This is a genomic window from Enterobacter adelaidei, assembly GCF_041937165.1.
Classification (GTDB): domain Bacteria; phylum Pseudomonadota; class Gammaproteobacteria; order Enterobacterales; family Enterobacteriaceae; genus Enterobacter; species Enterobacter adelaidei.
In genome coordinates this window covers 2,052,332-2,070,468 of the sequence record NZ_CP154353.1, presented here as the reverse complement: position 1 = coordinate 2,070,468, position 18,137 = coordinate 2,052,332, and the positions used below count along the sequence as shown (strand labels likewise).

Annotated in this window: 18 protein-coding genes; 11 read left to right on the top strand and 7 right to left on the bottom strand. The window is 48.8% G+C overall.

The window, feature by feature from the left end:
- Positions 1–297 precede the first annotated feature (297 nt).
- Positions 298–1,416 carry an aspartate-semialdehyde dehydrogenase gene (gene asd, locus AAHF05_RS10155; RefSeq protein ID WP_129324837.1) on the top strand — a complete coding sequence of 373 codons (1,119 nt, stop codon included), beginning with the start codon at positions 298–300 and terminating at the stop codon, positions 1,414–1,416.
- 52 nt (positions 1,417–1,468) lie between these two features.
- Here asd and AAHF05_RS10150 read toward each other — a convergent pair whose 3' ends face one another.
- The gene (locus tag AAHF05_RS10150) at positions 1,469–2,053 is read right to left on the bottom strand and encodes a dihydrofolate reductase family protein (RefSeq protein ID WP_049005660.1); all 585 of its coding nucleotides are present in this window, start codon (positions 2,051–2,053) and stop codon (positions 1,469–1,471) included.
- A 245-nt stretch (positions 2,054–2,298) separates the two neighbouring features.
- Between AAHF05_RS10150 and AAHF05_RS10145 the strand changes: the two genes are divergently transcribed.
- Positions 2,299–2,778, top strand: a complete 480-nt coding sequence (locus AAHF05_RS10145; protein WP_028017381.1) for an Rrf2 family transcriptional regulator — start codon at positions 2,299–2,301, stop codon at positions 2,776–2,778.
- A gap of 59 nt (positions 2,779–2,837) precedes the next feature.
- On the opposite strand, the gene oqxB is transcribed toward AAHF05_RS10145, so the two are convergent.
- Together oqxB and AAHF05_RS10135 are read right to left on the bottom strand one after the other, a co-directional pair.
- The gene (gene oqxB, locus AAHF05_RS10140) at positions 2,838–5,990 is read right to left on the bottom strand and encodes a multidrug efflux RND transporter permease subunit OqxB (protein ID WP_129324838.1); all 3,153 of its coding nucleotides are present in this window, start codon (positions 5,988–5,990) and stop codon (positions 2,838–2,840) included.
- A 23-nt stretch (positions 5,991–6,013) separates the two neighbouring features.
- Positions 6,014–7,189, bottom strand: coding sequence for an efflux RND transporter periplasmic adaptor subunit (locus AAHF05_RS10135; protein WP_049005664.1), 1,176 nt, complete (start codon positions 7,187–7,189; stop codon positions 6,014–6,016).
- A 338-nt stretch (positions 7,190–7,527) separates the two neighbouring features.
- Here AAHF05_RS10135 and AAHF05_RS10130 point away from each other — a divergent pair, with 338 nt between their 5' ends.
- Positions 7,528–7,878 (top strand): helix-turn-helix domain-containing protein, encoded by a 351-nt coding sequence (locus AAHF05_RS10130; protein WP_028017378.1) that lies wholly within the window; start codon positions 7,528–7,530, stop codon positions 7,876–7,878.
- On the opposite strand, the gene AAHF05_RS10125 is transcribed toward AAHF05_RS10130, so the two are convergent.
- Complete coding sequence (locus AAHF05_RS10125) at positions 7,802–8,716, bottom strand: LysR family transcriptional regulator (RefSeq protein ID WP_206737117.1); 915 nt, start codon at positions 8,714–8,716, stop codon at positions 7,802–7,804. The genes AAHF05_RS10130 and AAHF05_RS10125 overlap by 77 nt on opposite strands.
- A gap of 120 nt (positions 8,717–8,836) precedes the next feature.
- Here AAHF05_RS10125 and AAHF05_RS10120 point away from each other — a divergent pair, with 120 nt between their 5' ends.
- Positions 8,837–9,817, top strand: coding sequence for a nitrilase family protein (locus AAHF05_RS10120; RefSeq protein ID WP_129324839.1), 981 nt, complete (start codon positions 8,837–8,839; stop codon positions 9,815–9,817).
- A gap of 77 nt (positions 9,818–9,894) precedes the next feature.
- The gene (locus tag AAHF05_RS10115; protein ID WP_129324840.1) at positions 9,895–10,212 is read left to right on the top strand and encodes a YebG family protein; all 318 of its coding nucleotides are present in this window, start codon (positions 9,895–9,897) and stop codon (positions 10,210–10,212) included.
- 82 nt (positions 10,213–10,294) lie between these two features.
- On the opposite strand, the gene AAHF05_RS10110 is transcribed toward AAHF05_RS10115, so the two are convergent.
- Entirely contained in the window at positions 10,295–10,762 is a 468-nt protein-coding gene (locus tag AAHF05_RS10110) for a LysR substrate-binding domain-containing protein (protein ID WP_241697897.1), read from the bottom strand.
- Positions 10,763–10,960: 198 nt separating this feature from the next.
- Here AAHF05_RS10110 and AAHF05_RS10105 point away from each other — a divergent pair, with 198 nt between their 5' ends.
- Both AAHF05_RS10105 and AAHF05_RS10100 read left to right on the top strand, forming a co-directional pair.
- Positions 10,961–11,317, top strand: a complete 357-nt coding sequence (locus tag AAHF05_RS10105) for a gamma-glutamylcyclotransferase family protein (protein ID WP_129324841.1) — start codon at positions 10,961–10,963, stop codon at positions 11,315–11,317.
- Positions 11,318–11,381: 64 nt separating this feature from the next.
- A complete protein-coding gene (locus AAHF05_RS10100) occupies positions 11,382–12,041 on the top strand; it encodes a DsbA family protein (protein ID WP_129324842.1) in 660 nt (219 codons plus the stop codon).
- A 124-nt stretch (positions 12,042–12,165) separates the two neighbouring features.
- Here AAHF05_RS10100 and AAHF05_RS10095 read toward each other — a convergent pair whose 3' ends face one another.
- Positions 12,166–13,293 carry a Bcr/CflA family efflux MFS transporter gene (locus AAHF05_RS10095; RefSeq protein ID WP_028017372.1) on the bottom strand — a complete coding sequence of 376 codons (1,128 nt, stop codon included), beginning with the start codon at positions 13,291–13,293 and terminating at the stop codon, positions 12,166–12,168.
- 102 nt (positions 13,294–13,395) lie between these two features.
- Here AAHF05_RS10095 and AAHF05_RS10090 point away from each other — a divergent pair, with 102 nt between their 5' ends.
- The 3 genes from AAHF05_RS10090 to AAHF05_RS10080 all read left to right on the top strand — a co-directional run bounded on the left by AAHF05_RS10090 (position 13,396) and on the right by AAHF05_RS10080 (position 15,307).
- Positions 13,396–14,205: a helix-turn-helix transcriptional regulator gene (locus AAHF05_RS10090; protein WP_129324843.1), complete on the top strand. Its 810-nt coding sequence runs from the start codon at positions 13,396–13,398 to the stop codon at positions 14,203–14,205.
- Positions 14,206–14,482: 277 nt separating this feature from the next.
- Positions 14,483–15,025, top strand: coding sequence for a hypothetical protein (locus AAHF05_RS10085; RefSeq protein ID WP_129324844.1), 543 nt, complete (start codon positions 14,483–14,485; stop codon positions 15,023–15,025).
- Positions 15,026–15,037: 12 nt separating this feature from the next.
- Positions 15,038–15,307 (top strand): hypothetical protein, encoded by a 270-nt coding sequence (locus AAHF05_RS10080; RefSeq protein ID WP_129324845.1) that lies wholly within the window; start codon positions 15,038–15,040, stop codon positions 15,305–15,307.
- Between the two features lie 452 nt (positions 15,308–15,759).
- Here the strand turns inward: AAHF05_RS10080 and AAHF05_RS10075 are convergent, their stop codons facing one another.
- On the bottom strand, positions 15,760–16,932 hold the full coding sequence (locus tag AAHF05_RS10075; RefSeq protein WP_129324846.1) for a DUF3800 domain-containing protein: 1,173 nt from the start codon (positions 16,930–16,932) through the stop codon (positions 15,760–15,762).
- Between the two features lie 329 nt (positions 16,933–17,261).
- Between AAHF05_RS10075 and AAHF05_RS10070 the strand changes: the two genes are divergently transcribed.
- Positions 17,262–18,131 carry a hypothetical protein gene (locus AAHF05_RS10070; protein WP_048255080.1) on the top strand — a complete coding sequence of 290 codons (870 nt, stop codon included), beginning with the start codon at positions 17,262–17,264 and terminating at the stop codon, positions 18,129–18,131.
- The last annotated feature ends 6 nt before the right edge of the window (positions 18,132–18,137 follow it).

Sequence of the window (18,137 nt, the reverse complement as noted above, 5' to 3'; positions counted from 1 at the left end):
GCAATTATAGCACTGGCATCTTAGCCGATGCTTGCTCAAGGAATAAATTTTCAATGCCACCCATAATGCCAATCTATTCCAGACAACCACCAAAGGTTACGATGGGATAAATGCCATAGATATCAAATAGTTGCAGTGATATTTTATATGACGAAGGTATAACAAATGCTGATGCCGCATGAAATATATTAATATTGCCGGAATCTAATGCAATTCATAATGACCTTGATTATGGAATGAGATATAACGTGCCCCGAAGAAAATTAACATTTTCATAACGTAATTAAGGTTAAGCAAATGAAGCAAGTTGGTATTGTTGGCTGGCGAGATATGGTCGGTTCTGTTTTGCTACAGCGAATGGTTGAAGAGAACGACTTCGACAATATTTCTGCACATTTTTTCAGCACCTCCAGTGCAGGTGCTGCTGGTCCTGTCATTAATGGTGTCAGCTACACGCTTAAAGATGCTAATTCCATTAGCGCCCTGGCCGATATGGATATCATCATAACCTGTCAAGGTGGGGATTATACCAAAGCCGTTTACCCGGCTTTGCTTAACCATGGCTGGCAAGGCTACTGGATTGACGCGGCCTCCGCGCTGCGGATGGATGAGAAAGCCTGCATTATTCTCGACCCCGTCAACCGCACAAATATTGATCGAGCAATCAAAGAAGGTATTAAGCTTTTTGTCGGTGGCAACTGTTCCATTACGCTGAGTCTTATGGGCCTGGCTGGGTTGATAAAGGCTGACTTAATCGAATGGATGAGTGTGATGACCTATCAGTCCGCATCGGGTGCGGGTGCACAATATGTACGGGAATTAATCACACAAAGTGCTTACATAAGTAACCATTTATCTTCGGATGAGCTGGCGTCCTCAGGTTCAGTGCTTCCTTTAGTTAACAAGGTCAGTGAGTTGATTAACAGCGCTGATATGCCGACCCAGAACTTCGGTGCTCCTTTGATGGGCAGCATCATTCCCTGGATTGACAGCGATTTAGGCGATGGCAATAGCCGTGAGGAATGGAAAGGTGAGGCTGAAACGAACAAAATTTTAGGTCTGTCTCCCGGCACGATCCCGGTAAACGGCTTATGCATACGAGTCGGCGTAATCCGCTGCCACAGTGCTGCTATAACCCTTAAGCTCAAGCGTGAAGTCCCTGAAGAGGAATTTGCAGAATTAGTGATGAATTCTCACCCTTGGGTTAACTATGTGCCCAATAACAAGGCTGAGAGTATCAGCACACTAACACCGGCATATATCAGCGGTTCGCTTAAGGTGGGTATTGGCCGTTACAAAAAAATGTCGCTAAACAATGAACCTATCTACTCGGTCCTGACGGTAGGCGATCAGCTATTGTGGGGAGCAGCGGAACCATTGCGTCGCATGTTGAATATTCTGCTTGGTAAAGTGTAAATCATAATATTCCGACAAAACACCTACTTAGTAGGTGTTTGCAGAACTTACTTTAGCGATTTCGTTTCACCTCGTATTGCAGGCACACTACCCCCGACGGGAAAATATGACTCTTCACCAACATGAGTGAGGTTCTGTCTTGTATATTTTTGAACAAGGGAATGCCTTGCCCCAGCAGAACGGGATTGACGAATAGCCAATATTCATCGATGAGGTTTTCCGCCATTAGCGCGTGAGTCGCTGAGGGGCTACCAAACAATAAGATTTCGCTGCCCGCGTTTTGCTTGAGCTTATTGATTTCGTCGCTTAAGTTGCTACTGATAATTTGCGTATTAGGATGATTTTTTTCCAACAGCGTTTTCGACAACACCACTTTTTTGGCAGATTTATACCAACGCGAATGCGCAAGGTCATGCGGGCTGGCGTCAGGCTTATCGGCAGCAGTGGGCCAGTACGATTCCATCATCTGGTAGGTGGTACGCCCATATAGGGCGGTGTCGGTCTGCTGAATCCGCTTCTCCACGTATTCAAACAAATCGGGGCTTATGCAAATCCAGTCCAGACTCGCCTGCCCCTCAGCGTTAGATGCGACAAAACCATCCAGCGACACATGAACAAACGAAACGATTTTTCTCATGGTTTTCTCTCTGATTAAGTGTTGATTACGTAGCCTTTGGTTTGTCCATTCACCACCGATCACGCTCAAGTTGTATCGGATCGCGATGAACAAAAGCGTGAAGCGGTGAAAAAACCAGGATGTTCGATCACGAATGCCGCAGATTGCTTCAAAAAAATGACCGTATTTGTTATATTGTTGCTCATTGATTATTCACCTCTGCGGTGCCAAAAAGAATAAGATTCACCGCAACCCAGGAAAGAGAAATGTTAGATTACCGCTTCCCGACAGCTTTGCAGATGGTTCTCAGCGTAGCGATGGCGGAGCAATTGGGTGAACGTTCGACGAGTGCCATTCTGGCCTACGGCCTGGAAGCCAACCCGAGCTTTATCCGCAAATTGATGGTTCCGCTCACGCGTGATGGCATTATTGTCTCAACGCTTGGCCGTAACGGCTCTATTCATCTTGGTCGCCCGCCGGAAGAGATCACCCTGCGCGACATCTACCTTTCGGTCATCGAAGATAAAAAGCTATGGGCGTCGCGTCCAGACGTACCGGCTCGCTGCGTAGTCAGCGCTAACGCCTGCTGGTATTTCAAGTCAATTTCCGAAGAAGCGGAGCAAGCTTCGTTAGCGGTATTAGCACGCCACACTGTGGCAAGCGCGCTGGAAGAGGTCAAAAAAGCCGATACCAGCGGGTGCGATCCGGTGCCTGAACTTATCGCCCTGTATAAAAAAGCCCATTAATTTTTACGAAAAAAAACCGCCTTCACAGTGAAGGCGGTTTTTTATTATCTGCAATGTCCTTACGCAGGCAGCACTTCCCTTTCCGCTTTACCGCGCGTCACGAGTTTACGCAGCGTCACGTAGAACACCGGTGTCAGGAACAGACCAAACAGGGTCACGCCCAGCATCCCGGAGAAGACGGTGATCCCGGTGACGCCGCGCACTTCCGCACCCGCACCGTGACCGAGTATCAGCGGAATTGTCCCGGCAATAAAGGCGATGGAGGTCATCACAATCGGACGTAAACGCAGACGACAGGCCTCCAGCGCCGCTTCCATAATGCCTTTGCCCTGAATTTCCAGCTCGCGGGCAAACTCCACGATAAGAATCGCGTTTTTACAGGCCAGCCCCATCAGAACCACCAGCCCCACCTGCACGAAGACGTTGTTATCGCCCCCGGTCAGCCAGACGCCAAACAGCGCGGAGAGCATGGTCATCGGCACGATGAGGATCACCGCAAGCGGCAGCGTCCAGCTTTCATACAGCGCCGCCAGCACAAGGAACGCCAGCAGTACCGCTACCGGGAAGACGATCAGCGCCGTATTGCCCTGGGTGGCCTGCTGGAAGCTCAGATCCGTCCATTCAATATTCATCCCGTTCGGCAGGATCTGCTTAGACATCGCGTCCAGCTGCGTCATCGCCTGCGCTGATGAGAGCACGCGCGGGTCAGCATCACCAATCAGGTCCGCCGCCGGATAACCATTGTAACGAATCACCGGATCCGGCCCGTAGGTGGTCGTGATTTTCACCATACTGCCAATCGGCACCATTTCGCCCTGGCTGTTACGGGTGCGCAGATTAGCAATATCTTCCACGCTGTCACGGAACTGCCCATCGGCCTGCGCCATCACGCGCCAGGTACGCCCGAACTGGTTGAAGTCATTCACGTACGACGAACCCAGATAGGTCTGCAGCGTACCGAAAAGATCGGTCAGCAACACGCCCTGCGCTTTCGCCTTATCGCGGTCAACCTGCACGTCCAGCTGCGGCACGTTAGCCTGGTACGTTGAGATCGGGAAATGCATCCCCGGCGTTTGCATAATCGCACCGGACATGGTGTTCACCGCGTTTTGCAGCGCGCCATAGCCCAGACCACCGCGATCCTGGATGTACAGCGAATAGCCCGACCCCTGACCCAGACCTAAAATCGGCGGTGGCAGGATGGAGAAGCCAAAGCCTTCCTGGATTTGCGCGATTTTTGCGTTGATCTCAGCGTTAATTTCCGCCGCAGTATGTTTGCGCTGGTCGAACGGTTTCAGGCCAAAGAAGACCGTCCCGGTATTCGGCGTGTTGGTGAACTGCAGCGCATTCAGCCCCGGAAACGCGACCGCATAGTCCACACCTTCGGTATTCATCCCGATTTCGCTCATTTTGCGGATCACCGCATCGGTGCGCGCCAGCGACGAACCTTCCGGCATTTTCACGCCACCAATCAGGTACAGCTTGTCCTGTGTCGGAATAAAGCCGCCGGGCACCGCTTTAAACATCACGCCCGCCGCACAGAGCAGCAGCAGATACACCGCAAATACCGCACCGCGTCGTCCGAGCGTTTTCCCCACCAGCCCCTGATAACCGTTCGAGCTGCGGTGGAAAAAGCGGTTAAACGGACGGAAAATCCAGCCGAACAGACGGTCAATAAGCCGGGTCGGAAAATCCTTCGGTGCACCGTGCGGTTTTAACAGCAGAGCCGCCAGTGCCGGAGAAAGCGTCAGCGAGTTGATGGCGGAAATCACCGTCGAAATCGCGATCGTCACCGCAAACTGCTTATAGAACTGCCCGGTGACGCCTGAGAGGAACGCCATCGGCACAAACACCGCACACAACACCAGCGCAATCGCGATAATCGGCCCCGAAACCTCACGCATCGCCTGATGCGCCGCCGCAAGCGGAGCAAGCCCTTCTTCGATATTTCGCTCGACGTTTTCCACCACCACGATGGCATCGTCCACCACGATACCGATAGCCAGTACCAGCCCGAACAGGCTCAGGGTGTTTAGTGAAAAGCCCAGCAGGTAGAGAATGCTGAATGTCCCCACGACAGAGACCGGCACCGCGATCAACGGAATGATCGACGCGCGCCAGGTTTGCAGGAACAGAATCACCACCAGCACCACCAGCACCACCGCTTCCAGCAACGTTTGTACGACAGCACGAATCGAATCGCGCACAAAGACCGTCGGATCGTAAGGAGCCGCCCACTTCATGTCTGCAGGGAAACGCGTGGATAGTTCGTCCATTTTGGCGCGCACCGCGTTAGACAAATCAATGGCGTTCGCCCCCGGAGACTGGAAGATACCAATCCCGACCGCGTCTTTATTGTTGAGCTGAGAACGCAGCGCATAGCTGCCGGAACCCATTTCGATACGCGCCACGTCGCGCAGGCGGACAACCGTACCGTCCTGCGTCGTTTTCAGGACAATATTGCCAAACTCGTCTTCAGTATGCAGACGCCCCTGGGCGTTAATGGAGATCAGGAAATCACTCTCTTTCGGCAGCGGCTCGGCACCCAGTTGCCCGGCGGACACCTGAACGTTCTGCTCCTGCATCGCCGTGACCACATCCGAAGCGGTCAATCCGCGGGCTGCCACCTTGTTAGGATCCAGCCAGACGCGCATCGCGTATTCGCCTGAGCCGAAAATCTGAATCTGGCCGACGCCGGGCAGGCGCGCCAGCTCGTCCTTCACCTTCAGCGTGGCGTAGTTACGCATATACAGGGAGTCGTATTTCCCGTTGGGCGAAAACAGATGCACCACCAGCGTGAGCGTTGGCGACTGTTTCTGGGTGGTAATCCCCAAACGCCGCACGTCTTCCGGCAGGCGCGCCTCGGCCTGCGCGACGCGGTTTTGCACCTGTACCTGCGCCTGATCCGGGTCGGTTCCCGGACGGAAGGTGACGGTGGTCACCAGTACGCCGTCCGAGCCCGCAACGGACTTCATGTACATCATGTTTTCAACGCCGTTGATCGCCTCTTCCAGCGGCGTCGCCACGGTCTCGGCAATCACTTTCGGGTTGGCGCCCGGATATTCCGCGCGCACCTGCACGCTTGGCGGCACAACGTCAGGATATTCGCTCACCGGCAACAGCGGGATGGCGATCAATCCTGTGATAAAAATCAGAATCGACAGGACGGCGGCAAAAATGGGCCTGTCGATGAAAAAACGGGAAAAGTCCATGGGTCGGATTCTCAGGTAAGGGATCAGTTAAGGGCGGCGCTGGTAGTCATGGCAACGGTTTTCGCGTTAACCGGCATCCCCGGCATGAACACTTTTTGTAAGCCCTCGACGATGACTTTATCGCCAGGGTTCAGCCCCTGCCGCACGATGCGTAAACCGTCTGCCAGACGCCCCGGCGTGATGTCGCGACGCTGTGCTTTCCCCTCTTTATCCACGATATACACGTATTTGCGATCCTGATCGGTCAGCACCGCTTTGTCGTCGATCAGCGTGGCTTTGAATTCCGCGCTGCCCGGCAGGCGTACGCGGGCAAAGAGCCCTGGCGTGAACTGACGCTGCGCGTTATCCAGCAGCGCGCGCATACGGATGGTGCCGGTACTCGGCGTTAACTGATTATCAAGGAAGTCCACTTTGCCCTGATGGGGATAACCCTCCTCGCCCGTCAGACCAATCTCCACCGGAAGCGCCATGTGATTGCTGGACGCCCCCTGCCCGCTGCGGGCCAGATTTTGGTAGTGAAGATAGGTCGACTCATCCACGTCAAAGTAAACGTAAACCGTTTTCTGCGAGACCAGCGTGGTGAGGACGCTGGCGGTGTCCCCCGCAGTCACCAGATTACCGCTGGTGATCAGCGCCCGGCTGGCGCGGCCATCAATAGGCGCGGTGACTTTGGTGAAATCCAGGTTAAGTTGTGCGGCGTCCACTGCCGCCTGAGCGGCGCGAATGTCGGCCTGTGCCTGGGTGGCAGCTGAACGACGCTGCTCCCATTCTTCACGGGAGACTACGTTGGTATTGACCAGTTTATCGGTACGGTTGGCCTCGCTTTGTGCCAGGCTGGCCTGCGTTTTGGCTCTCGCCAGGTTCGCCTGCGCCTGTTCCAGCGCCGCACGATAGGTTCGGTCATCAATGGTGAATAACACCTCGCCCTTTTTCACCTCCTGGCCATCGGTGTAATTCACTTTATCAATGTAACCGGAGACGCGCGGACGTAACTGAACGCTCTCCACCGCCTCAATCCGACCGTTAAAGCTATCCCACTGGCTAATGGATTTCACAACCACGTCAGCAGCGCTGACGGCGGGCGCAGGTGGCGCAGCGTTTTGCGCGACACTGTTATCGCATCCGACGAGCAGCACGGAGAGCAACATTACCCCCAGCGCGCTCAGATGAAAGTTACCCCAGGTTTTTTGCAGGCTCATTATTTTTATTCCGATAATTGTAGCCGCCGGACAAGACGCCGCAGGAGATGCCGCGCCACTTCCTTTGTCCGGTAGCTGGCTTAAGGCCATTTGTGCCGTTCATCGCCACAAAACTGTAACAGTAATGAATACACTATTCGCGGCGATTGTAGGAAGGCGCTTAACTAAGTGCAAGAATAATTGTTGCACTTTATGTGCTATTTGAGTCGAAGGGAAAAGAGCCGTTTCGCTCAAGGATTTAAATGCAACAATAAAACTTGCAATTAACGTAAAAACCAGCCAACCTTTAAATGCAACAGACAAAGATACTTTTAGACGAGCGGTATGAGGGTAACCAGATGAACACTGGCGCATTTATGCATGATTTACTCGACTGGATCGACAACAACCTTGATAGCCGTCTGGACATTGAGTCCGTCGCCAGGCGATCCGGTTACTCAAAATGGCACCTCCAGCGGCTCTTCAAAGAGCATACTGGCTCCCCTCTCGCCGAGTATATTCGCGCGCAAAAGCTGCAAAAATCGGTCGAACGGCTGGCTCAAAGTGATGAACCGATCCTGAATGTGGCGATCGCGCTGGGCTTTGACTCACAGCAGTCCTTCAACCGCAGCTTTAAGCGTCAGTATGGTCAGGCGCCTGGCGCATGGCGGCGGAGTCTGGGTGGCCCGGAAACGCAGCAGCTACGCTAGCAATGAAATTGTCACGGATGACATCCTCCCTGCTTGCATCCCTGGCGATGCCCACCTCCCAGCTTATTGACTCCCCCGTTAGCGGAAAAATCATCAGTTCCGGCGGCGCGATATGGGTCACGCTGGTGGGCAGAATGGCCACACCGATCCCCGCAACCACCATCGCGACGATAGTTTGTATATCGTCAGTCAGTTGCGTCGATGAGATGAAAAGACCGTTGTCATGCAGGAAGCGGTCAATCTGTGCGTTTAAACCCCGTCCTCGCTCATCATATAGCCGCAACAGAGGGCGTTTCGTGAGCCACTCAGCCACAGACATTGTCGGCGACGCGGCGGGCGCAACCAGAACCAGCCGATCGGTAAATAACGGCAGGTATTCAAGCGCCACGGGGGGAGGAACCCTGACAAACCCCACCTGTAGCTCATCATTTTGCAATTGCTCGTACTGCTGGAAGGAAGGCAGATCCGTCAAGGACATCTCGACTCCCGGGAAGTCGCGACGAAAGTCTGCAATACAGCGTGGTGCCAGATAAAAGCTTGAGAGACCAAACCCGACGGCAATATGCCCTTCAACCCCTTTTGAGACCCGCTCAGCATGCTGCATAAATAACTGGGTTTGCCTGACCACTTTTTCAGCCTCTGGCAGTAAACGTTTGCCGTTGGCCGTCAGTACTGCGCCGTGACGACCTCGTGAAAAAAGAGACATATTCACCTGAGATTCGAGGAGATTAATCTGTTTGGTCAATGCCGGTTGCGAGATAAACAGCGCCCGCGCCGCATCGGCATAGTTCCCTTTTTCAGCCAGTACCACAAAGGCTTTAAGCAACCGGATGTTCAATTTTGCATTCCAGATGGTTATTAAAATCAGAAATAATTTGATTATACAGTTATTGATTTGATTATACAGTTATTGGAAAGCGTTATGTAATTCAGTTTCGAAAACAACTGGAGACGCATCATGAACGAACATCAATCCTTAAAGGCGGCAACCGTACAGTTTCAGCATCAGGCCAGTAATAAAAAATACAACCTGCTGATAATGGAGAAATTTATTGAGCAAGCGGCGCTTGAGCAGGTGAAAATTCTCACCTTCCCTGAAATGTGTATCACCGGCTACTGGCATGTCCCCAAACTCACCTCAGCGGAGGTATCAGCTCTGGCAGAGCCGATTGCTGAAAGCCCTTCCCTGACGCTCATTCGCTCTCTGGCGATCAAACATCAAATGCTTATTGGCGCCGGTCTTATTGAACGCGCCGACGATGGCCGCCTCTACAATGCGTATGTTGCCTGTATGCCGGACGGCTCAATGCATACGCACCGTAAGCTCCATGCTTTTGAACATCCGGCTATCAGCAGCGGGGACAGCTTTACCGTTTTTGATACGCCGTGGGGAGTGAAAATCGGCATATTGATTTGCTGGGACAATAATCTGGTCGAAAATGTACGCGCGACGGCGTTGCTGGGTGCCGATATTCTTCTCGCACCTCATCAAACAGGCGGTACCGATTCCCGCAGTCCTCACGGAATGAAGCCTATTCCGCTGTCGCTCTGGGAGGAGCGGGAAACGCGCAAGGAGGAAATTACGGCCGCATTCAAAGGGGCAAGCGGTCGGGAATGGCTCATGCGCTGGCTGCCTGCCCGTGCACATGACAATGGATTAATTGTTCTCTTCAGCAACGGTGTGGGTGCAGATGATGACGAAGTGCGCACAGGGAATGCCATGATCCTCGACCCATATGGAAGGATCGTGAATGAAACCTGGGCGGCTGAAGATGCGATGGTGAGCGCTGAGCTGGATTTAAGTCTGCTTGCCATGAGCACCGGTCGCCGCTGGATCCACGGTCGCCGCCCCGATTTATACCAGATATTGACCCAGCCGCAGGGCTATGAACGTGATGCGATCAGCGCACGATTTTCGAATGAGCCCCCTGCCCGCTAGAAATGTGCGCATTTTTTAGCTGCAACATAAACCCGGAGCTGTTATGCTGTATATAATTACAGTACGAGGTGCGCATAATGGCTGTTGAAACAAAATATGTTGTCGTAAGAAAAGGTGAAGAGAAAATGACATTTGCCAGTAAGAAAGAAGCTGACGCTCACGACAGGCTGCTTGATATGGCAGACGCGTTCACCGACTGGCTGTTGCAAAGCGGAATGCAGATGGATGAAACACAGGCTGAAGACCTTGGTCTGTATCTCGCCGAGCAGAAAGAGGCCGTGCAGCATATTCTGCGTACCAGCAAGCTTCCCGATCTCAATGCCGCCGCTGTTGCAGATAAAACAGAATCCGATGCGGTTGATGATAAAAAAATCAGAGCGGTGAAAGTGGCTTGATTGCAAGAATAATCATTACCTGTTCCGAAGCCGTAAGGAGATAACTCCTTACGGCTTTTTTAGTTGTCTGTAGGGTTCCCCTTTAATCTTTCAGCAGGCTTATTTCTTCGAGCAGCCATTGCTTCAGCGTTCGTATTTTAAACGAATCCTTATTATCCAGACGGTAAACTAAATCGTATCCCCGCTCTGCTTTAAGTTTGTATTGCGGAAACGGAACAACAAGCCTTCCGGCAGCGACATCATCTGCAATCAGCACACTCCGTCCCAGAGCCACGCCTTCGCCACGTATAGCGGCTTCGGTCGCCATGCTGCCAAGCGTCCATAAGGTCCCCTGATGGCCGCTGAAATGGTTTTCTCCGGCCATTTCAAACCATGCCTCCCAGTTCGCCAGCATTCTGTACTCATGAAGAAGGACGCAGTTTGAAAGATCCCTAATATCTTTCAGACCGTTATGTTCCTCAATAAAGTCGGGGCTACAGACAGGAGTGACTGTTTCACTCAAGATTCGCTCAGAACAGACGTCGCGATAATTACCACGGCCATAACGAATTGCTGCATCGACCTGACCATCGTTAAGGCAGTGGCTTCAAAAGCCCGAAGCGTTTGCAAGGGTGGGAGGCGATCGAACATCATATGCGTGATAATAATTCACGCATGGTGTGAGAACAAATGATTTGTCAGACCCTCGTCCCAAAATCAAAATCGACACAAATGACTATTTTATTTTCATCATGTTATCGGAGGGATAATGGAAAGTTTGTTCGTGTACGGGACGCTCGGTCCAGGCAGACCTAATGCGCATATTCTTGAGAATATCGGTGGGTCGTGGCAGGAAGGACACGTGGGCGGGTCTCTGTTAAATAAAGGCTGGGGTGCAGAGATGGGGTATCCGGGGATCGTGCTGGATGACTCAGGTAATCGTGTTCAGGGTTTTATTTTCACTTCAGCGAATTTGCATAATCACTGGGATGTACTCGATCGGTTTGAAGGTACTGAGTATGAGCGTGTACCGGTAGACGTCACGACGACTGCCGGTCAGACAATACATTCGTGGGTGTACCGGCTTAAGCCATTCGCTCATTTTACGCAACACTGCATTTACTGAATGCCCGTTTTTAACGCGGTTCGAACGCATTATGATGGCGCTATTCCGTTATGAAGGGGGCAACATGCGTTTTGAAAGGCTGCAGTATTTATTTGATCCACTTTGCGGCTGGTGCTACGCCAGCGCGCCGGCGCTGGGTTACCTTGCTCAGCACCACGCTGATAAACTTGAGCTAATGCCCAGCGGGCTTTTCAGCGATGAGGGAGCCCGGGACATCACCGCGGAATGGGCGGAGTACGCCTGGTCCAACGATCGACGCATCGCTTCACTCACCGGGCAGCCTTTCAGCGAGCGCTATCATCAGCTTTTGCTGACCGGTACGCGGTTTGATTCGACGTTTATGAATCGTGCACTGACCTTGGTTCGTGACATCAACCCGTCGGCCGAGACACATCTTCTTCATACGCTACAGCATGCCCGCTATGTTGAGGGGCGAGATACCTCAAGACCTGACGTGGTGGGTGATATCGTTAAGGACTGGGCCGGGAAAAACAACCTCGCGTTAAAGCATGAACGGGTCGCTCTGGCGCTTGAAACCGATAACGCGCTGCGGCATATCACGGACGAGAGGATCGCGACAGTGAAGCGTCTTATGAATCAGCGAGGTATCCGAGGAGTGCCTTTGCTGCTGGCGACGGTTAATGGCACGGAGCATATGATTAGTGGACATGCTCTTTACGGTGGCGCAGAGAAATTACGCGCTACGCTATCAACGCTTGCCTGAATGAATTTTCCAGCATAACGGCCATTCCTTAGCTAATCGGGCTGCAGCTGGCGTAAACCATTCTATATTGCACCGGGAACCCATTCTCTGACAGGTTCCCAGGTCAATATTAACGCCAGCAGGCTTAGTGGCGAGAAAGGCTGCAAAAACATGCTGTTACGGCACAAGCTGTCAGAACTAATCCCAGCTGCTGCACGATACCGGCAAGTCCCAGCATCATTCCCAACAGCATATAGTAGACTAATCCAAACAGCGCTCCGGCTGCTCCGGCCTGTTCACGATACTGGCTCAGGGCCTGGCTCAACACGTTTGGAATCGCGATGCCATAGGCAACCACAATCCCGGCCATCGGCAAAAGGATCCATACAGATTGCTGTAAAACCCATGCTGCAATACCCGATAACAGGGCCAGCAGGCACGCATTCTTCACCAGCTGTTCTGGTGACAAACCGACAGACAACAGTTTCCGGTTCCAGAGGCTGCCCGACAGAGAGGCAAAAGCCAGTAAAACTCCCGTCCATCCAAAAGCCCTGGGGCTCCAGCCCAGTTGCCCGAAAAGAAACGGCGCAAGGCTGTAGTAACTGAAAATCATCGTATTGAGCAGCGCAACAAGCACTGCATTTTTCCACAGCCTTCCATCACCCGCCATTCGGTAAAACAGCCCGCCAAAACGGGCACTGGAAGTATTTTCCGACCGCGTTTCTGGCAGCAAGAATGCGGTCAGTATCAGCAGAACCAGCGCCAGTGACGCCAGCGCAACAAATACGCCGGTATGTCCGTACAGGCTAACCAGCCAGCCTCCACTCACCAGACCGAAAACCGGGCTGATTGCCAACGCCGCACCCATAACAGAAAAGACGCGGGCTAAGGCCGTCGATTCGTAACGATCACGTAGCATGGTCTGAACGACAACGGATCCGGCTGCTGCCCCCATGGCCGCGACCATGCGTGCCATGAGCAAAACACTAAAGCCTGGAGCGACAAGCGCCAGTGCAGAACCGGCCCCGTAGCACAGTAGTCCGGCCATCATCGCCGGTCGCCGACCGATATGGTCGCTTAACCAGCCCCAGAGCGTAACGCCGACGGCAAACGCGACAAAATAGACAGAAAGTGTCTGCGCGGCACGTTCACTGCCTACCTGAAACGCACGGGCAATGCCAGGCAATGCGGGGCTGTAAATGGTTTCGACCAGTTGAGGAAACATAATCAGTAATGTCAGAAGCCACAACGGTGGCTGTTTATCGGTGTTCATAACAACAATCCTCAGATAAGCAGAATATGCTGCTATCATTGCGGAAGTTGCTATGTCGAATTACCATTATTACGACTACATATATTTAAAATCGGACATTCAATGAAGATAAACCCTCAAGATTCTTTCGATCCGGATCTGTTCGACGATCTGGTTATCGGAATTGCATCCGATATGGGGGTACATGATTCAGGGATGCACAGCCACCTTCGTCATCAGTTACTTTTTTCGGCGGCGGGAAGTATCACAATTGAGCTGGATAATACCCTTTGCCTGCTTCCACCCAGGCGTGCGGCATGGATACCGGCCGGCACGGCTCATCGCGCCATAATGAAGGGTACGATGGCCTACCGTTCTCTGTACTTTTCTAGCACTTTACCGTTATCAGCATTACCTCTGCAGATTGTTGAAGTTAATCCCCTGTTCTTTGAGGTGATCGAGCGGATGGCATTCTGGCCATGGAGAATGCCCGCAGAACGACAAAGCAGTCTAATCAATGTTTTTTGTGAGGAAATTAAAAATGCCCATCGCGAAAACTGGACGTTACGGTTTCCCTCAGATATTCGCCTGAATACCTGGTTAAACACCATCCGCAATGGCGAATTACCCCCACGGCTTGGACAATTAGTCCAGAAGGTAGGGGCATGTGAACGCACGATAAGCCGTATATTTATCCGGGAAACGGGAATGAGTTATCAGAGCTGGAGGCAACAGTGGAGGCTGCTGAAAGCGATGAAAATGTTGTGCGAGGGTATGTCGCTAAGTCAGGTTGCACAGCAGCTGGATTTTGTCAGTGACAGTGCCTTTATTGTCTTCTTCCGCCAATATACGGGGACAACGCCGACCCGCTACCTCCGGCATTCAATTGCTGAACTGACATGTTCCCAATTGTTTGACTCACGGCATTGCTAGCAATAACCATGGATACTCAATGACAAACGTCTGCTGTTCGCTCAAAGCAGACCTCTAGTCCTGTAAGCTTGTCTGCTTTGTGCTAACAGCGGAAGTTGGAGCGCCAGAGACTCTAAAAGTTGATGGTTCTTTTTGCAGGGATGCTTACTCCTCTGATTGTGTCCATGTATTATTCTCTAAATGTGATAAATTGTATGAACGTTAAGCTCAGGCGTAAATTATAATGGCTATACATCCCTAGATCTCAACTTCAGCACCCTATTAAAAAGGAATAAAAATGGATCCGGATAAAATTCAAAACGATATTGATGCTTTATTGATTTTTATGAATGACGATATGGAACGAATCGGGGGAACTATAAAGGATACGTATTGGGGTTTTGCTCAGGGGCAAGGGGATCGTAATGCAGTAGAAAAGTTACATGGTTGGTCAGAAGAAAATTTATTTGGAATTATAAATAGATGCCATTCACGCGGCTTGTTGAAAAACATGTCAACCAGATACGATCGTGTGGTATTAACAGAAGAAGGACAGAGCCGCGCTCTGTCGGTTAAGCACGGTAAGAACCGCTCTTATGAACTTGCAAGGAGCAGTTATACCATTGGCTCTATCCATGTTGCCGGGTCAGCTCAGGTAGGCGATGGTAATACGCAAAATATTTACAATGTCTTTCAGGAAATAATAGACAAAATTGACCGTGCTGAAGCGACTTCAGAAGAAAAGGCAGAAGCTAAGTCACTTTTAACAAAGTTCTTGGAGCATCCACTCACTTCTTCTGTGGTAGGAGGTGTTGCTGGTTCTCTTACCGGACTTTTATAAAAGGTAAGCCACATGGAAGAACTGAAGAAATCCATCGGCCTGAGATGTACTTTCTGCCACTCCGTGCTGTTTGCATTGCCACACGAAAAATACGCCCCTCTTCATGGCTCGCTGATTGTGTGCGCAAACTGTGGGCGCGAAAATGATGTGACTTCTCTCATCTTTGTTGTTAAGGCTAAAGCGATGAATATCGCAGAAGACTATGCAGACAAGCTCATTGATAAATTTCAAAAGGATTTAAAGAAAGCATTCAAAGGAAGTAAGCACCTAAAATTTAAATAAATTCTGTAAGAATGTTGCAAGCTATTAGTTAACCATCTGTTTTAAAAGGAGTTTACCTTTTCATGTTCAAAATTTACTTTCATTTAACATGATGGTGAATAATTCTTAACACAAAACCATCTACTCAGGATTTTTTGTGAACCATATTGATTTACATAGCAATGAGTTATCAGGTGGTTTTACATCGATAATTTTACTTAAAAACAGGTGTGGTACCTTAGGGCTAGTTACGTTTTGCACAAGATTAAATGCTGGGTCTTTCTGACCTCAGCAATAACTTTATGGTGATTGTCTGTAATTCGCTCTTAGCAGACCTCGCAACGCTTCAGGCGGTCCGCTTTGTGCCAGGAGCGGATGTTGCTATGTTGTGGTGTGTTAATCAAGCGTACGGCCAAGAAAAATGCGAGAAGAAAAAGGCCGCTAATGCGACCCCAAATTGAACAGGAAATCAGCTATTGATATTGAGAAAGATACTCTGCAACTCCATTCGCCGGATTTAGTCCACCGGTATAGACTGTTCCTAGTTCTTGAGGCGTAACATATGTTGTAGGCCATATAACCATATCTTTAAAATAGTTATCTATTTTAATTCTTTTGAGCTCTTTAAAGAGATAATCATCTAATTCATTTCGTTTTAAACAATTAACATAATAAGCTGCCGCACTTGCTACTATATCTGCGATTTGTAGTTGAGGATATTCTTGCGATGAATGGAATGTCAAAGAGCGAGCTTTAATTGGTAGCTCAAAAGTCCTTCTATCATATCCATATACCTCCGTAATTTTTGACATATCCATAAATTTATTAAAAATATCTTGTTGTTCTGTAATCGCTTTGGAATCGTCATGCTTAATATAAAAACCGTTGGGATATAATTTACCCCATTCTATACAGTGCTTGAAGAGAGAGGGTATGGAAGGATCTAGTGTATTTTTTTCAACATCTTCTAGAATGTCATCAATTTCATTTTTGGTAATGCTAATTCTATTGATTGTGTCTATAAACCTTTTGTCGCTTGAACATGCCTTTAGCTCATCAACTGACGTGTAAAATTCATCAATAGATTCAGGGGCTTGATTTCTAATCATGCTCATAAATTTTTGATACATTTTATCTGTTTTCTCCTCTCCACAGAAAGCAGGAAAACAGAAATAATAAACATTAGATAGAGCAAGATTCTGCCCATTTTTATAAAGATCCAACCCTCGATTGTAACACCATGTTTCAATTAAAATATCAACAATTTTTGTTGTTAACATATACTTTTTATCGACCAAAAAAATTTTGACATTTTCTTCATTGACGTACTTGCTTTCAAGCAGTCTAATAATTCCATCTTGGCCTGATTTTCTACGTCTAAGAGTTTTAAAGTGAGCTTCTGCTGGTGACTTGCTTCCAGTTAGCTCTAATGCTTTAAGTGCATCTGCTTTATTAATGCTACTTGAACTTAAGGTGAAAAAAGGTTGTGTTGAATCAAGTAAATTTCCGCCGGTATTACCCGACTCATCAAAGAATATATCAGGTTTTGTGTACATCATTTTATTTTTCTTTGCAGTTAATACTCTAATTTTTTCGTTTTTCTGCTTTTTCTTATTCACGCGTCTACTTTGACTATTCTTACCCATAAAACCTCCTGATTAATTTGCAACAAGAATGTTAATTTAAAACATTAATGACATAGCGATGATAATATCACTTAATACAAGTTTAATTCTATATTTTACATCAAGATTGACTCATTATTTTTTGATAAGAGTAAAATAGTGAGCATGTCCGCTCCCCGCTCAGAGCAGACCTTCTGCACAGTGAGTTAGTCCGCTCCGTGCCAGAAGCGGACGTCGAAATATGTCACAAGTTCAAACATGTGATTAACTATTTTTTCATTTAATGCTATAGTTTTAATGCATTATATCAGTCCATTTTTATTAGGCATTCATGATAAATAAGAGGGATTATGAAGTTTGAATTTGGTGATTTATACAGATTTATCGTTTCATTGGGTATTTTCTTGATAAGTTCTGCATTTGTTTTTCCATGGTTATTTTTAAAGGAGAAACTGGAATTAAATACCGATGCTATATGTAAGATATCAAGTCTTGATTGTGATGTTGCGCATACAAAAAAAGAAATAATTTACTATATTCTTAAATCAATACCGGTTATTTCCCCTGTGTTTTTTATCGTAGGGATATTGGTTGTTATTTTTGGTGTGGCAAAATGGAGAAAGAATCAATTACTATTGGATGAGCAAATAAAAATTGAACACGATTTGAAACAAGCCAGTCTAAGACCTGCTACTCAGGATGAGATCATTGATAAACTTGAGAGTGAGATTATAGAGTCAGAACCTGAAGTAAGTTGCGTGAATAACTTTTCGGAGAAGGTAAGTGTTTGGGAACGTATGGAGGATAAAATTGCCGAAAAATTAACAAACACTAATGTAGGCAATGGACTGGAAAGAAATGTTATCATAGCAAATCATGAAGTGGACTTTATTATTAAAGGTAACCTCTTCAGAAGGGATTGTTTGATAGAAGTAAAATACATACGCAAAGGATTTAATTTTGGTTGGTTAAAAGAGGTATTTCTAAAGCATCTTTATAAAAAAAGCTTATATGAACAGTTCAGAGGAAAAAAAGCAATCGCTCTTGTATTAATATTAATAGAGGATGGGGTTTTCAGTAAAGATAAATATGAAGAATTGCAGACAAGATTGATTCAATCAAATGTTTATCATGATAAAAATGACAGGATAAAAATCTTCCCAGTGAGTCAATTTATGAACATTGAAGCATCCAAAATGGATTCAGTATTGTTTGGCTAAACTTAC

What these genes read in the sequence shown, in the direction of transcription:
- AAHF05_RS10145 (WP_028017381.1), top strand. Translation starts at nt 2,299, where the DNA reads ATGTTAGATTACCGCTTCCCGACAGCTTTGCAGATGGTTCTCAGCGTA.
- asd (WP_129324837.1), top strand. Translation starts at nt 298, where the DNA reads ATGAAGCAAGTTGGTATTGTTGGCTGGCGAGATATGGTCGGTTCTGTT.
- AAHF05_RS10115 (WP_129324840.1), top strand. Translation starts at nt 9,895, where the DNA reads ATGGCTGTTGAAACAAAATATGTTGTCGTAAGAAAAGGTGAAGAGAAA.
- AAHF05_RS10135 (WP_049005664.1), bottom strand. Translation starts at nt 7,189, where the DNA reads ATGAGCCTGCAAAAAACCTGGGGTAACTTTCATCTGAGCGCGCTGGGG.
- AAHF05_RS10080 (WP_129324845.1), top strand. Translation starts at nt 15,038, where the DNA reads ATGGAAGAACTGAAGAAATCCATCGGCCTGAGATGTACTTTCTGCCAC.
- AAHF05_RS10085 (WP_129324844.1), top strand. Translation starts at nt 14,483, where the DNA reads ATGGATCCGGATAAAATTCAAAACGATATTGATGCTTTATTGATTTTT.
- AAHF05_RS10095 (WP_028017372.1), bottom strand. Translation starts at nt 13,293, where the DNA reads ATGAACACCGATAAACAGCCACCGTTGTGGCTTCTGACATTACTGATT.
- AAHF05_RS10105 (WP_129324841.1), top strand. Translation starts at nt 10,961, where the DNA reads ATGGAAAGTTTGTTCGTGTACGGGACGCTCGGTCCAGGCAGACCTAAT.
- AAHF05_RS10070 (WP_048255080.1), top strand. Translation starts at nt 17,262, where the DNA reads ATGAAGTTTGAATTTGGTGATTTATACAGATTTATCGTTTCATTGGGT.
- AAHF05_RS10090 (WP_129324843.1), top strand. Translation starts at nt 13,396, where the DNA reads ATGAAGATAAACCCTCAAGATTCTTTCGATCCGGATCTGTTCGACGAT.
- AAHF05_RS10100 (WP_129324842.1), top strand. Translation starts at nt 11,382, where the DNA reads ATGCGTTTTGAAAGGCTGCAGTATTTATTTGATCCACTTTGCGGCTGG.
- AAHF05_RS10150 (WP_049005660.1), bottom strand. Translation starts at nt 2,053, where the DNA reads ATGAGAAAAATCGTTTCGTTTGTTCATGTGTCGCTGGATGGTTTTGTC.
- oqxB (WP_129324838.1), bottom strand. Translation starts at nt 5,990, where the DNA reads ATGGACTTTTCCCGTTTTTTCATCGACAGGCCCATTTTTGCCGCCGTC.
- AAHF05_RS10120 (WP_129324839.1), top strand. Translation starts at nt 8,837, where the DNA reads ATGAACGAACATCAATCCTTAAAGGCGGCAACCGTACAGTTTCAGCAT.
- AAHF05_RS10130 (WP_028017378.1), top strand. Translation starts at nt 7,528, where the DNA reads ATGAACACTGGCGCATTTATGCATGATTTACTCGACTGGATCGACAAC.
- AAHF05_RS10075 (WP_129324846.1), bottom strand. Translation starts at nt 16,932, where the DNA reads ATGGGTAAGAATAGTCAAAGTAGACGCGTGAATAAGAAAAAGCAGAAA.